Annotated in this window: 9 protein-coding genes; all 9 read left to right on the top strand. The window is 44.4% G+C overall.

What is annotated here, in order from left to right:
* Nucleotides 1-161: 161 nt before the first annotated feature.
* The 9 genes from ABIN22_RS07775 to ABIN22_RS07815 all read left to right on the top strand — a co-directional run bounded on the left by ABIN22_RS07775 (nucleotide 162) and on the right by ABIN22_RS07815 (nucleotide 15228).
* Nucleotides 162-8945: a prepilin-type N-terminal cleavage/methylation domain-containing protein gene (locus tag ABIN22_RS07775; RefSeq protein WP_346907752.1), complete on the top strand. Its 8784-nt coding sequence runs from the start codon at nucleotides 162-164 to the stop codon at nucleotides 8943-8945.
* Nucleotides 8946-8981: 36 nt separating this feature from the next.
* Nucleotides 8982-9533 carry a hypothetical protein gene (locus tag ABIN22_RS07780; protein WP_346907754.1) on the top strand — a complete coding sequence of 184 codons (552 nt, stop codon included), beginning with the start codon at nucleotides 8982-8984 and terminating at the stop codon, nucleotides 9531-9533.
* Nucleotides 9534-9548: 15 nt separating this feature from the next.
* Nucleotides 9549-9863: a type IV pilus modification PilV family protein gene (locus ABIN22_RS07785; RefSeq protein WP_346907756.1), complete on the top strand. Its 315-nt coding sequence runs from the start codon at nucleotides 9549-9551 to the stop codon at nucleotides 9861-9863.
* A gap of 53 nt (nucleotides 9864-9916) precedes the next feature.
* Complete coding sequence (locus ABIN22_RS07790) at nucleotides 9917-10519, top strand: type II secretion system protein (RefSeq protein WP_118620858.1); 603 nt, start codon at nucleotides 9917-9919, stop codon at nucleotides 10517-10519.
* A gap of 168 nt (nucleotides 10520-10687) precedes the next feature.
* Complete coding sequence (locus ABIN22_RS07795) at nucleotides 10688-11110, top strand: type II secretion system protein (RefSeq protein WP_346907758.1); 423 nt, start codon at nucleotides 10688-10690, stop codon at nucleotides 11108-11110.
* Nucleotides 11111-11149: 39 nt separating this feature from the next.
* Entirely contained in the window at nucleotides 11150-11587 is a 438-nt protein-coding gene (locus ABIN22_RS07800; protein WP_346907760.1) for a hypothetical protein, read from the top strand.
* 99 nt (nucleotides 11588-11686) lie between these two features.
* On the top strand, nucleotides 11687-12475 hold the full coding sequence (locus ABIN22_RS07805) for a prepilin peptidase (protein WP_346907762.1): 789 nt from the start codon (nucleotides 11687-11689) through the stop codon (nucleotides 12473-12475).
* Nucleotides 12476-12525: 50 nt separating this feature from the next.
* Nucleotides 12526-13728, top strand: coding sequence for a type II secretion system F family protein (locus ABIN22_RS07810; RefSeq protein WP_346907764.1), 1203 nt, complete (start codon nucleotides 12526-12528; stop codon nucleotides 13726-13728).
* Nucleotides 13729-13740: 12 nt separating this feature from the next.
* On the top strand, nucleotides 13741-15228 hold the full coding sequence (locus ABIN22_RS07815; RefSeq protein WP_346907766.1) for a hypothetical protein: 1488 nt from the start codon (nucleotides 13741-13743) through the stop codon (nucleotides 15226-15228).
* Nucleotides 15229-15230: the final 2 nt, after the last annotated feature.

A 15230-nucleotide genomic window follows, 5' to 3' on the forward strand; every position in this document is an offset into this window, starting at 1 on the left:
TAAAAAGGCGTGTGATATGCGAGTGATGGCTGAATACAAAAACAGCCCGAAAACGCGGTCTGCACGTCTTTTTTTGTTGCTTTTAATGGGGTAACAGGGTATGATAATAACAAGTAAGTAAGCGGGGGAAAGATCGTCGTGGGAAATAAGAGGGAGTACATATGGATCACGTGAAAATAAAGAACAATACAAAAGGTTTTACACTAGTAGAGATGATTGTGACACTCATCATAACAGCGATACTGGCAGGTGTAGTCATAGGAGGGGTGATTGCCTACCAGAGATATGCCACATTCAAGAAAAATAACGAATATGCCCAGACCATTTATACAGCGGCGCAATCGGCATTCACAAGGGCGAAGGCGGGCGGGCAGCTGGATGCGCTCGCAGAGCTGATGGAAAAAAGTGAATATAAAGTCAATCAGTTTTCCGAAAATATGATAGAAAACGGAGCGTCCGGTTTCGGGACCGGCAGGGCTTACTATCTGTTTCTGGGGCCGGAGGCTCCGCAGACTGCAGAAGGAGAAGAGAGTGCATATAAAATTGTGTATGACATGATAGACGATTACGTCTATGATGCCACAATTTTAGATGCCGTTTTTTGCGTAGAATTTGACCCGATCGATGGGATTATTCTCGGAGTCTGCTATAACGACAAGGCGGATTCCTTCTATTATGGCATGGCAGGCCAGGCGCCGGGAAAAGGCACATCCAATGATATCAGTGACCGTTCTGTGGAGGCGCGGAAGAAGATGCTGTTGGGGTACTATGGGCTGGATGATGTATCCGACCGGGCGCCAAGTTCATTGAAAAAGACAGCGTTAAGCAACGCAGAACTGGTAAATGGCGATACATTATATGTGAAATGGAGTCTGACTTCAAAATACAAATATATGACGAACCAGCTCAAGTATAAGATCCAGTTATATAATGCAGATACGAAGAAAATGGCCGCATCACTGGAAGTGAATAATATTCCCGATGCGAAAAACATCGTGAAAAGGCAGAATGCATCCAACGTGGGTGAAGATGAGCTGTATATCCAGTGCAATGTGACGCTCTATGAAGAAGACGGAAAGAAAAAGGCTGTTTTAAAGGATGTGCGTTTTCGTGCGTATGCCTCTGAGAACAGTGTGATGTATCTTGTACTGGATGCAGTCGATCTGGAAGCCGCATCGCTGTCGGAAAAGAAAGATGCCGATTATGGAGATACATACAGTATTAAAAGGCTTGGTCTGGAAGGGATGAATCTGTATGCCAGAGTTCAGGCAGGCGGTTCTTTTTATAAGTCCAGCGCATGGAAACAGACGAATACAGAAAATGCCCTGTTTGCAGATACAAAAACCACGGACGATGGCAAGACGGTAACTTATGGAGTTAAGAATGCAAGACATTTAAGCAACATCCGTTTTGCAGAAACAAATAAAAATGACAAGGACAGGGTAAATGAAACTATATTCCTGCAAAAGGCAGACTTCAGCTGGGACGGGGAAAATGGCATAATCAGCCGGAAATCGGTTTTCAATAAGGGGAAAATCGTAAGTGCTGAGAAAGAAGGAAAAGAGAAGGCATTTCCCCCAATTGAAGAATTCGGTGAGGATTGTAAGTACACAGCGAAAGATGAGAAAAGCGGCAAGGTTTACCAGATTCAGAATATGCTTCTGTATGAAGTGCCTGTGTCTTCAAAGGCCGAATCAAAACCATTGGGAATTTTCCGCAATAATGCGGGGACGGTCGAATATGTATCCCTAAAGAAGGTTCAGGCAGAGGGCAAAGACTACGTCGGTACCATATGTGGACTGAACAAGGGCGTTTTACGGGATATTACGACTACAGGTGTCGTAAAGGGTAAAGATTATGTGGGTGGTATAGCCGGAAGCGATATCACCGGCAAAAAACAGACTGCAAATGGTGAGGAAGTCAGCTTAGTAGGCACTGAAAGAATATATGAAAACCTGAAAAATGGAGCCAGTGTGTCCGGGCAGTCCTATGTGGGCGGAATTACTGGATATATGTACGGGCGGTACAGGGTTATAAACGCAGAGAGAACACTTCTTATTCAGGACTGCAAAAACACAGGATATGTAGAAGGAAGCGGCTCCTGTATAGGCGGGATTGCAGGCTATAACAAGCTGACTATGATCAAAGACTGCACAAGTAACCCAATACCATCTGGCGAAAAGATGGCGGAAATTGAAGAAATGGCAGAAGCGGGTACATGGACCGGAGATTTTGTGGGCGGTATTATAGGACTCAACGAAAACGCAGCGATTACCGGATGCAGTACAGGTGCCGGGACAGCAAAAGGGTATGTGACAGGACGCTACTATGTGGGCGGCATAGCCGGAATCAATACGACGACAGCAGGCACGGCGTCCGGTCTTGACGGGGATGGCGCAGTCAGCCGCACTTATGTAATGGGTAAGGGATATGTTGGCGGTATTGTAGGGGCAAACGCCACTCTGGAAGGGGATATACAGAAGTATCTGCAGGGAGAAGGTACAATTGATGAGATTGTCCCGGCAAAGCAGCATGTTTCTTCTAATATAAGTAATTGGGAAAATACAGGAATTGTAGTTGCAGCAGAAAAATATGCAGGAGGTATTACCGGGTATAATGCCGGTAGTATTCTGGACTGCCGTACATCCTCAGATGCAGGCAGCCTGTCAGGCGCAAGTGCAATGGAAAATGCTTATGATATTGCCGTGAATGGGGACTATGCCGGAGGCGTGGCAGGTTATAACAACGGAACAATCAGCGGAGTAAACAGTATCCCGGTCGTAAGTATCGTGGCAGGGCAGAATTATGTGGGAGGAATTATAGGATATAACGACACAGATGCAGTAGTAACAAACTATATGCTGGCCGGAGGTTTCATAAAGGGAAATAATTTCGTGGGCGGATATGCCGGGGTAAACCGTTCCGTGCAGCTCTGCAGAGAATCTCTTGAGGCGAATCCTAATCTGGTAAAGGGTGAATTATATATCGGTGGTATATTGGGAGGCAATCTTTCAGCTTTGCAAAATCTTTATGTGAATATGTTATGTAATACAGATAATTTCCTCGGAGGCGTGACCGGAACGGCCTTTGTGGGCGGATTTGTCGGGTATAACCGCAATGTGGCAGACGGAAATGACGGCGGAGATTTGGCAGATATGGCAAAGATATACTATTCAGAAGAGGAGAGTAGTGATCCTTATGCATGTGCAGATTATAACTTACTATATGAAAAAGTGAAATCATATGATGATATAGCTTCTGCTGGTGAATTGTTTATCGGAAGTGACAAAATAATAACCGTAAACAGGCTGGGAAGCATTACAGGACAGATTCATGTCGGCGGAATACTGGGATATAATGCGAGTGGGTCGGCATTATATATTGTCGATGCAGTGAATAAGACACCTGTAACTGCTGAGTCCGTTATACAGGAAGATGGGAAAGCGTATTCCTACGCAGGCGGAATCACCGGTCTGGTAACAGAGAAAACATGGATTATGAGATGCTCAAATGATTCATCAGCGAGGATATCTTCAGAGGGGACTTATCTGGGTGGAATTGCGGAGCGGTGCAAAGGGGCTGTTAATGAATGTACAGTAAGCGCAGTAGGAAGTAGTGACAGAGACTATGTAGGTGGAATCGTAGGACGCAATGATACAGAGGGATCTCTTGCAAGTAATGTTATATTAAATACAGTGACAGGACATGATTATGTCGGCGGTATGGCAGCGGAGAACTTTGGCACGATTAGAGGCAAGAATAATTCACAGTACAATTTTACAGTTCAGGTTTCCGGGAATTACGCAGGAGGCGTGGCAGGATGGAACCACAAAGGTGCAGTCATACAGGAGCATATTTTTGATAGTGGATACAGGCTTGAATCAGAAGGAAATTATGCAGGCGGCCTGATTGGACTGAACGAGGGGGATTTAAATAACTGCTCCATAAAATCCTCTGCAATGGTCCGGGGGGATCAGTATGTCGGCGGTCTTGTCGGGAGTCAGCAGGGCGGTGTCATAACGGAATCCGTGAACGGGGCATCCGTAACAGCTGCACAGGGGTATTCCGGCGGAATTGCAGGCGAGATAATCAATGACAGTCTGGTCGATTCCTGTACAAATACCGGAGATATTCGCGCGGAACGTTCCGGAGATGCCGGCGGAATCACAGCCATATTAGAACAGGGTGCAAGAATAAATACTACGAAAAGTACGGGAAATGTAATCAGCTCGAACGGAAATGCAGCGGGAATTGCGGCACTTAATTATGGAGAAATTACAGCTGCCAGTGCAAGTGGAACAATCACAGCGTTAAATGATGTTGGTGGAATTGCAGCCATAAATGATCATATCATAAAAGAATCTGATGTGAGCCGACTTACATACACATCTGTTGCAGGCAGCTCCAACAGCAGGATAGGCGGGACCACAGCGTTAAATACAGAAAACGGAGTGATTGAAAACTGTACGGTCGGAAAAGACGGAAAAGTTGCTATCTCTGCAAAAGCAGCGGGCGGATATTATGGAGGCCTTGCGGGAATTAACCGGGGGACAGTCAAAGGAAGCAGTGCCGGGAATCTCTATACAAAAGTCAGTGCGGATATTAACGCGGATACTTCGGATTCCGCGATATCTGCATACATGGGCGGGATTACAGGATTGAATGAGGGCACGATCAGCTTCTATAGCTACTCGGGAACCATAAAAGGTGACGGTGGAAGGAGTTACGGATATGGCGGAATTGCGGGCCAAAATGACAACAGTATCACGGACTGTATTGCAGAGTCTGTAGAGATTATCGCTAAAGGTGCTGCAAACGACCCTGTGAGTGTTGGTGGGATTGCCGGACAAAATGGGTTAAATGCCCGCATTAGTCGATGTAATTTAAAATCCGGTACAGTCAAAGCAGAAGTTTACGGATATGTAGGAGGTCTGGCCGGAATCAATCAGGGAACTATCTCAGGGAATGACTGTGGGGGAGGCACTGTTACACTGGCCATTTCACAGGGAAATATAGGCGGTCTTGCAGGAGTCAATGAAGTATCGGCTCTTGTGGCAGAAAGCAGCACAGGCGGAACAAAAAAGGATGGTAATAAATGGACTGTAAGTGCCACTTCACATGCCACGGATAATGCAACCGGAGGTATTATAGGATACAACCATTCGTCAAAATCATTAGAGAAGCTTGTAAACTATGCAGATGTTACTAAAGCGAATTTAGGTAGTAATGTTTCAGGTACCGGTGGAATGGTTGGAAGACAGGAAAATCAGCTGTCTGATTCATGGGTTATGAAAGACTGCAAGAATTACGGCGATATAGAGGGCGCGGTTGCAGTGGGAGGAATGATTGGACGCTGGAAGTATAAGGGCGGTACAATTATTAATTGTGAAAATCATGGAAAAATTGCTGCAAACTGGAAAGATTCCGGCCGGACTGGTGGTATGGTAGGGGACTGTTATGCGATAGACAGCGGTCAGACATTAGACATTATACGGTGTACAAACCAAGGGGTAATTACCGGAGACAAGGCTGTCGGCGGGATGATTGGAATGGCGGCAGAACCTAGTGTGGAAATATACCTGAATATTTATCAGTGCGTGAATATTGGTGTGATATACGCTTCTTCTGAAAGCGGAGCCGGAGGTATGGCTGGAAGTCTGGAAAATACCGTTGCGAAATATAACATCATACAGTGCCGGAACTATGGACTTTCTTATGGCAAGACAAAAATGTCTGGGATTGTAGGGGCAACCAAAGCTAAAGCGACTTTGATTAAAGATTGCTTTGGAGTGACAAACTGTAATGCTCCAATAACCAATGCCAGTGTCGGAGAAGTGGCAGACAGCTATTATTTTATGCCCAATACTGACAAAGCTGTTGGAAAAGGTGCGAGATTAGTTATCATAAAAGAGAATAATGGATATACAGCGTATACTACTAAGAAAAACTGGCTGTCCCAAGAAAAACGTGATGAGGATCTACTGACAGGCCTTAATGCAGACCCGACCGCCTGTACGGATAAGACAGACGCAGGCGAGAAACGTCTGGAGTTATATAACAGCATTGACAGCCAGCTGCTGGCCTATTATGAACAAAAATATGGCAATGCAAAGCTGAATAATCCGACGAACGTTAACAGAACAGATGAAGGCGGTTCCTATCAGCTCTCATGGAACAAGGATGCGTCAGCATATTATTACGAGGTGAAGGCAGAACTTTTTGATTCCGCGGAAAGCACGAATCCGGTTACTCAGGTTTATCAGGTATACGGTGCAAATAGTTACAATATATCAATAGAAGATGACTGGGATGGCAAATATCTGCAGTTATCGGTAAGGGCAGTGAGTGGAAAAGAAGAGTACAACTCTGACTGGGTGCTGTATAAAAAGAATGGGGAAAGTAAATTGCCGGTTGCGCCGTTTTTAGCGATACCGCAGGTACATATGACACTTGAAGTGAACGATACGAACAACAGAGGGTATCGTTTCATACTGGACAATAAAGATGATTATCCGCAGGACGTACAGGATAAGATAACGATTCATACAATTATAGGTGATACGGATTATTCATTCACTGCAAAGGCAGGGCAGTCATCAGACATGTATAAAGAGAGCTCGGCTAATAATATTATTGTCATAAATTATGCAGAGTACACAGGTACAGATGAAAAGTATAGTAACTCAATCAAATATTCAAAACAGACATGGCCGAGGTCCTATACTCAGCTAAAAGATGACGATACGGCAAATATTACATTTGGTAATTTTGTCGGCAGCCTGACTGATTCGGTAGCGTATGATTTGGAGGCAAAAGCGGCGGGACAGTTACAGATCATCTATCGTGTGGAAATGCTTATGTATGATTCTGATCTGGAAATGGATGTGGCAGTATCTTCTGTGACGGCGCCTCTTACGGAAAGAACGTCTACTATTCAATTGATCAATCTGCCGGATGAGATACAAGATCCGAAGATAGATGTAACTGTGCGGTGTTATCCCTGGAGAAGCCAGAACAACGTCGCGTTCTATGCAGACAAAGTGGCGGAAAGCCTGACAGTGGAAGAAGTCCGTAATAGAAAGGAAATCTATGATACAAAAGGAAATTTAAAGAGTGGATATATCATTGAGAGGAGCGAGGACGAAAAATATGATATTATCTACAGTCCGGTGATTGCGGCCGGCCTTACAAAACAGGTGAAATCATCAGAACTTACAGTATCTAATGGAAAGAAACCAGACAGACAGCTGGCACCTGTACTTTCAGAGTCTTATAAGGAAGACAAAGGAATGTATACATTCAGCTGGGATGAGAATAAAAGCGGGGGGGAATACAGTGTTCTGATAACAGGCATCCCGTTTGGCTCAGATAAGGAGGTTCAGTTAAAGACTGAGAATACCACGAAACATTCAGTCGAAATAGACGGAAGTACATGGAACTATTCGAAAATAAATGTGTCTGTTACAAGGTTAGGAACTAAAAACGGTAATAAGATCACCAAATTCAGTAACAGCTCCAAAAAGTCATACCAGATAACACTCCGGCTTTCGAAGATTACGCAGCCGTCTGTGGAACTGGAGAAAGATGAGCACGGGGAAACAAATAAAAACGAATTGCGTTATTCCGTAGCATGGAGGGGATATCAGGATGAGAATATGCTGAAGGATCTGGATACCTACGTGATTTATGCGAAGGATGTAACTGAAGGCAAAGCAGAAGAGAACAAGGTGAAAACAGCGGAATGGAAAAGTTCAGATACCTCAGCAGTGATTAATCTTGAAGCATTCGCAGGATGTACCGTAGAGATCTATGTGAATGGATTGGTAAGGGCAGACGCAGAACATTACAGAAATTCGTTTGATGGAATCAGTTATTCCTTTGATGTCCCGACAAGAAAGGCAGGACCATCTGAAAATATCATCAGTCTGGATAAATCGGCATCCGATATTTTAGACTCTGCTGCGTTCGAAGACGAGGGAGTCCGGATTCTGGCAGCAGACCCTGACCGGACGGGAGCCGGAAAATATGAAATCAGACTGGCATTGTATGAGAAGTCCGGTCAACAGGAAGAGACAGCGGCCTTAGGCGATTTTGTGATGAATGGTTCCTTGAAAGACAGTTCATTTAACTTGAATAGAGATTCTGGTCTGCTGAAAGAGTATGCCGGTTATTATCTGGGTGTGAAGGTGAGGACTATTTCTGATAATGAAATCAGTTCCAAATGGTCCGCAGAAAAACGGTTCCCGCTTCCAAAGATGAGACTGGATGCGGTGCAGCTGACAGAAGAACAGATTCTCCGGAAATGCAGCCAGAAAGTAACGATGGTTGGTGGTATGGTCGACGATACAGAGATTTCAGTGGAGCAAAATGCGCTTACATGGAGCGATATTGAATTCGCGGAAGGGTATTCGATCTTGACTTCAACCAAAGACGGGAAGAATTATGATCTACGTCTGGTTAAGGGGGATGACAAACCTTTTACGCTGTCAAAGAAGAGGATAGATGATAAGACCGGTAAGGAATACTGGGAAGAGCAGGACCTTATAAGTGCTGAATCTGAACAGACGGAAAATGGAACGGTCAAGACAACCTACTCCTTTGCATTTGGTTATGAACATGATATTGTTAATCAATCTGTAATGAAATACGAGACAAAAGTGAAAGGTTTTGTAGAATTCATTCAGTATACTAAGGATGCTGAGAGCTGGTATACATTCCAGATTATTCTGCCAGATATAACAACAGAAGGTGGGTTCAATGAGGTGGCAGGTGACTACGAGAATGATCCATATGCATATCTGTTTACATCCGAAGTTACGATTACAGCCTTGACAAATGACACACAGCGGTATACGGATGCAAACCAGATGAAATGGCAGAGAAAATGGAATGAAGAAACCGGAAACTGGGAAACAAGAATTGAGGAACAAAGACCAGAGAATTAGTGGGGCCGGAGAAAGAATAAGAAAGGAGGGCAGACTATGAAACAAAAGCAGAAAAAACAAGACGGAAGTGCATTGATAATGGTAGTCTGCCTTCTGTGCGTTTTCGCGGCACTCTCGTTGTCAATGACAGTCATGGCCTATCAGACGCTGAGCCAGTCACAACAGTCGGCAACAAAGGAACAGTGCCGGATATCGGCGATTACATATAGTCAGGTGCTGGAGCAGGAAATTACATCTGAGAAGACCACGGAAATAAAAACCTATCTTTATAATGAAATACACGGAAATACGTGGCCATATTACAGCCAGGGCAAAAGCGGGCATGAGAAGGAAGACGCCTACCGGCATCTGACGACACATCTGGATTCACTGGCAACCACGAAATTCGGCGATATGAGTTCAGTCATGTACTGGGAAATGGATGGAGATTACGGTGAAATCGTGCTTGTAATGATTGTGGCGAGTGAGCAGCATAACCAGAAATACAGTGTGACGACCAGATATGAGCTTAAGAAGCCTGAAGATGCAGGCGACGAGGAATGGAATCTCGACACATGGAAATGGGTAGTCACATGGCAGGGATTATAGCGGGGAGGAATCATAATGTTAAAAGACAAAAAGGGAATGACTATGGTAGAAATCATAGTTGCATTTTCCATACTTTTAATCGGATTGAGTATGCTTTATAAAACAACAGTATTCTCCCTGCAGCAGATTCAAAAGGCGGATAAAATCCAGTCAGAAGTAGATGAACTGTTGAATGGGTACTATTTAAACCAAGACGAAGGAAAGTCTGCCGCCCCCCAGAATGCTGCGATTGAGATTGATGGGAAAAGTGCAGGAAGTTTAAAATTCTACACAGCGGATTACGAGAATGACGGCTATCACATATATTCGTTCATTCCTACAGGAGAATAAAAAGTCCGGCCCGCAGTGTTTGAGCAGCTTTAACAGGAAAGAGGTGAGACAGGATGAAGGCACTGTGCAAGAAGTATTATGGAAAATGGAAGAGTCAGGTGAGTGGGACAACGCTTGTAGAGCTGATTGTTTCTTTTGTTGTGCTTCTGATTCTCGTCACAGCGACTGTTGCAACCCTTTCGCCTGCTTTGAATGTCTTTGTCAAAGTCTCGGGTATGAGCCGCGCACAAAGCGTCAGTGATATCCTGATCGAAAAAATCACTGGGGAACTGGGAGCAGCCACGGGAAATGTCTACATAAGTAATGACGGCAGCCAAATCGCTTACGACGACCAGACCGGGCATCAGGTCATCATGATGACAGATGAAAGCGGCGAAATAAACAAACTTCTGCTCCATTATCAGTCTGTGCACTCGGCAGATAAGACAGAGATTCTGGAAGATGCTGTAGACTGGTATTTTACAGATAAAGCATATATGAATAACAGTATACAGGAACTTTCATTTTCAAGAGAAGACGGAACATCATGCATTAAAGTACATTTGAAATTAGAAAACAAAAAAACTGGGTATACATATGACCGTGATAAGATTATAGAATGTTATAAAGTAAATGTTGATGGGTTCAAAAGTGATGAATTTCCGGCTGTTGAATAGTAAAAGTGCACAAGGAAATGCCCGAAAACACGGCATTTTGAAGGGGTGCATGGCAAATTCAACAAAAAACGACAAAGTAGGCTTAGTTCTTGACTTTTGCTCAGAATAAAAATATAATAAGAATAAATAGGCAAGAGCTTATAATTAAAGAAAAGGGAGACGATTCTCATGGTTCAGAAATTGAAAGAGTTAAGAAAAAACAAAAAAGGTTTTACACTGGTAGAACTGATTGTAGTACTGGTTATCCTTGGTATACTGATTGCACTGCTGGTGCCTTCATTGACAGGGTACATTAAGAAAGCAGATCAGAAGGTAGTGTTGGCGGAGGCAAGAAGTGCACAGATGGCTGTTCAAACTATTGCATCTGAAAGCTATGAAACTAACCAAACAGCAGGAACAGATATAAGTGCAAAATTGGATGAGGCTAAAAAGCTTGCAGAAGTTAATGGAGAGATATCAGACGTTACTTTAGATGAGAATAATAAAGTAAAATCTATGACGTATACAGGAACAAAGTATACTATAGTGATGAATGATTATGTATGGGATTCAGATCATATTACTGCAAATTCGAAGGTTGAAACTGACTAAGAGTTACAAATTTTAGAATCATTAAAGAGGTTATAAAAGTTGGAAGATGAGAAGCTAGAAAAGAAGTCAAATGTGAAATTAGATATAGCAATTATCCTTTTAATCATACTCATACTAATTTCCATCATCTTCCCAGTTACATTCCACTACATACATAAGAGCGATGCCCGCTGGGCACTGCGCCATGCAAAGAATGTGAGGCTGGCGGTCACGGTAGTTGCATATGACTACAAGGGAAATACCAGCGATATAACGATTAACAGAAAAGACCGGGGGATTGCAGAGGATGCGATTCGTGAGGTGGAAGAACTCTCCGAATGTGAGGGTGAGATAGACTACATCATATTCGATTCAAATTCCTTCCGGGTAAAGAAGCTTGTATATAGAGAGAATAATTGTCTTGTTATATATGAGGATACAGATGGTGAATCTGGAACATGGAACGTGTATCAATTGAACAGCATGATTGAAGGCTAACGTACACGATGCAAGAGCAATCACAATGTCCTTTGCGGCGATGTCTGCAAAGGACATTTTTGAAGTTATTAAGATGAAACGACAGGATGAGTAATGTCAATGACAACAGTGATGTGGATTTTTTATATTATTATATTTTTTATGGGGGCGTCCGTGTTTTCCTTCGTAAATGTTCTAATTTACAGGATACCGGCACAGATGCCTTTTGGCAATGACAGGAGTATCTGTCCTGCATGTAAGCATGTCTTAAATGGATACGATATGATTCCGGTGTTCAGTTACCTGATTTTAGGCGGCAGATGCCGGTTTTGTAAAGCAAAAATATCTGTGAGATATCCGCTGGTCGAAGTGCTTGGCGGGGGTCTGGCGGTTTTTTCGTTTTATTGGTTTGGAAAATTAGAGGATGGCAGTCTGGAGGGGATTCTGCGGGCGGTACTTGTTTTTGTCCTGCTTGCAGTCCTGACTGCAATTTCGTTTATTGATATAGATACATTGGAGATACCGAATGGACTGGTTATTGCGGTTCTGTCCTGTGGTATAGCGTCCATAGTTTTATTCCCGGAATTAGGGATTGTGCCGAGAATCATTGGCGCTCTGGCAGTCAGTCTGCCGATGATGATTCTTGCACTTGTTATCGCTGGGGCTTTCGGCGGTGGTGATATCAAGCTGATGGCTGCGGCGGGACTGTTTCTGGGCTGGCGGTGTGTCATTGTCGCTTTTTTAGTGGCTGTGCTGACAGGCGGGATTTATGGCATTTATCTGCTGGCTTCGAAGAAGAAGGACAGGAAAGGCCAGTTTGCATTTGGCCCGTTTTTATGTGTCGGGATTGCGGCGGCAGTATTTGCCGGAGAATCGATTATACAGTGGTACATGGGATTTCTTATATAAAAATGGGTGCGCTGTGAATGAATGGTGATTAAGAAGCCGGAGGAGAGAGTATGGCTCAATACAGATATACAGCAAAAGATATGGATGGAAATACAGTGAAAGGCATAGTGGAGGCCGCGAGTGAAGAGGCCCTCTATGATACACTGCGCGCTGAGGGCAAGTATCTGGTCGACTGCCGGAAAAAGGGCGGCGATAAGAACGGGTACAGTAAGATCAAGACACCCGTTGTCGCTGATTTCTGCAGGCAGCTCGGGACCTTGCTGGCGGCCGGGGTATCTTTGGTGCGTACACTGAATATCATAGCAGGGGAGGCGGACCTGAAGCCAAAGTATGCCAAAGTTTACCGCTCTGTTCAGGAGGCGATTATTCAGGGGATTTCGTTGTCAGAAGCAATGGAACAGCAGGGCAGGGCATTTCCGGTTCTGCTGATCAACATGATACGTTCTGCGGAAACAAACGGGAACATTGATGCAGTGGCGCTCCGTATGGCCAATCATTATGAGAAAGAAAACCGTCTCAATACAAAGGTGAAGAATGCGATGATCTATCCGGCAGTACTCATGGTGCTGCTGTTTGGTGCGTCCGCATTTATCCTTATCTTTATTATGCCGCAGTTCGAGGATATGTTTGCGGAGATGGAGAGCCTTCCGCTGATTACGCGGATGCTGATGGGAATGAGTGATGCATTTCAGAAATACTGGTACCTGATTATCATTGTCATTGTGGCGGTCATCGGACTGTTTAAATGGCTGTTTACCATTCCGGCAGCAGCCCGGCTGAAGGACCAGTTCAAGCTCCATATCCCGATCGTTGGAAAGTTATTGAGGAAGATTTATACTGCCCGCTTTGCGAGAACATTAAGCTCGCTGTATGGAAGCGGAATTACGATCGTGAATGCGCTTCCGATTGCAGCGGATACGATCGGCAATGCCTATATAGAGAGCCAGTTCGAAAAGGTTTCAGGACGCGTCAGGATGGGGGAACCACTTTCCCGTGTTTTGAGGGATGTAAAGGGATTTCAGAATAAGCTTGCTGCGTCGATCATGGTAGGGGAAGAGACAGGAAGCCTGGATGATATGCTGGATTCGATCGCTGAAAGTCTGGATTATGAAGCAGAGAAAGCCCTGGAACGTCTGGTTGCACTTTTGGAGCCGGTGCTGATTATCCTGATGGCAGTGGTAGTCGGTTTTGTGGTAGTTGCGGTGATTTTGCCGATTTATCAGTCTTATTCGACGATAGAGCAGGGATATTAGGAGGAGTATGGTATGGGAGTTTCGGTATATTTATCGGGCAGTAATGTCCAGATAATCGTAGGAAATGTGAGTAAAAACCAGATTAAGATACAGAAATGTTATAGTCTTGAGATCGGGGAGGGCCTGCTTCTTAATGGTGTTATTATTGCGGAAGATGAGCTGAAGGCAGAGCTTGCAGGAATCTGGAAAGAGTACCAGCTTCCGAAGAAGGGGATCCGCCTGATTGTGGACAGTACCCAGTTATATACAAAGATTCTGACATTGCCAAAGGTGGCCGATAAAAAGATCCGGAACATGGTAAAAAAGGAGTTCTCAGAACTCGAGAACCCTGAAAATTATGTTTACGACTATAGAGTGATGGAAGTTGAGAATAAAAAGGGGCTGATCCACCTGATCGGAATTGCAGCAAACCAGCATTTTGTGGAAGTGTATCAGGAACTCTTTAAGGGAATCGGTGTTGATCTTGACAGTATGGATACTTCTATAAATGGTATTGCGAAGGTTATTCAGAGACACCCCCAGATGCGCAGGCAGTATTTCATTGCCGTTCATCTGGACGGGGACAGCCTGCTCTGCTGTCTGATGGAAGAAGGGCATATCCGGTTCTTTAACAGAACACGGATTTTCAGCGAACACGGGACTCGTGATTTTGCGGCAGAAGTTGCACAGCGTGTCAGCAATGTCCAGCAGTTCAGTGCGTCAGAACTGAAGCGTGCAGACATGAAGCAAGTGTGTATCAGCGGTTTTAAGCAGGAGGACTACGATGAAACTGCACGGATGCTGGAAGGACTGGACCTGGAAGTAATTGATCCGGGCAGTGTGGAAATGATAGGGACGGTTGACCGTGAGAATCTGCGGGAAGAACTTGTGTATGCAAAGCAGAATAATATTCTTGGAAATTACTGTTATACCATTGGTAATCTTCTGGCTGAGAAAAATGATATTAATCTTTTAAAAAGGATGGGGCATAAAGGGAAGGAAGAGAATGCTTCTGCATGGAAATATGTACTGCCGGGAGGCATTACTCTGGCAGTCTGTCTGGTCATTACCGTGCCGCTGTTTATTACGAATCATATGGAACGCAGCCAGATTAATGAGCAGAAAGCATATATAGAATCGGAGGAAAACCAAAGTGCTTTTGCCGAGGCTAAGGAGCTGGAGAACCAGCTGCAGGAGGTACAGGGGAAAATCAGGGAGGCGCAGCTGATCAGTGACGTGAATGAGACCTATCCTCTGCCGGGAAGCAAGGTAGAGCAGGCGATTCTGAATTGTGCCGAGGATAAGGTGACGATTCAGATAGATGCATATAATGCTGAGACAGGGACCTATGAATTCACGGCGATGGCCGCCCAGGTAACCGAGATCCATGCATTTATCAACAGGCTGGAAAAGAGTGATGTATTCGCAGATCTGGAATATTCCGGATATAATTACACAGAGGATGCCGGAAAATATGACATTCAGATAAATGGATATTTGAGTGAACATGCAGGAATGTAGAA

This window comes from Faecalicatena orotica (genome assembly GCF_905197545.1).
GTDB classification, from domain to species: Bacteria; Bacillota; Clostridia; order Lachnospirales; family Lachnospiraceae; genus Faecalicatena_A; species Faecalicatena_A orotica.

Coding starts and splice junctions, on each gene's coding strand:
- ABIN22_RS07790 (WP_118620858.1), top strand. CDS start 9,917: ATGAAGGCACTGTGCAAGAAGTATTATGGAAAATGGAAGAGTCAGGTG.
- ABIN22_RS07780 (WP_346907754.1), top strand. CDS start 8,982: ATGAAACAAAAGCAGAAAAAACAAGACGGAAGTGCATTGATAATGGTA.
- ABIN22_RS07815 (WP_346907766.1), top strand. CDS start 13,741: ATGGGAGTTTCGGTATATTTATCGGGCAGTAATGTCCAGATAATCGTA.
- ABIN22_RS07785 (WP_346907756.1), top strand. CDS start 9,549: ATGTTAAAAGACAAAAAGGGAATGACTATGGTAGAAATCATAGTTGCA.
- ABIN22_RS07810 (WP_346907764.1), top strand. CDS start 12,526: ATGGCTCAATACAGATATACAGCAAAAGATATGGATGGAAATACAGTG.
- ABIN22_RS07805 (WP_346907762.1), top strand. CDS start 11,687: ATGACAACAGTGATGTGGATTTTTTATATTATTATATTTTTTATGGGG.
- ABIN22_RS07795 (WP_346907758.1), top strand. CDS start 10,688: ATGGTTCAGAAATTGAAAGAGTTAAGAAAAAACAAAAAAGGTTTTACA.
- ABIN22_RS07775 (WP_346907752.1), top strand. CDS start 162: ATGGATCACGTGAAAATAAAGAACAATACAAAAGGTTTTACACTAGTA.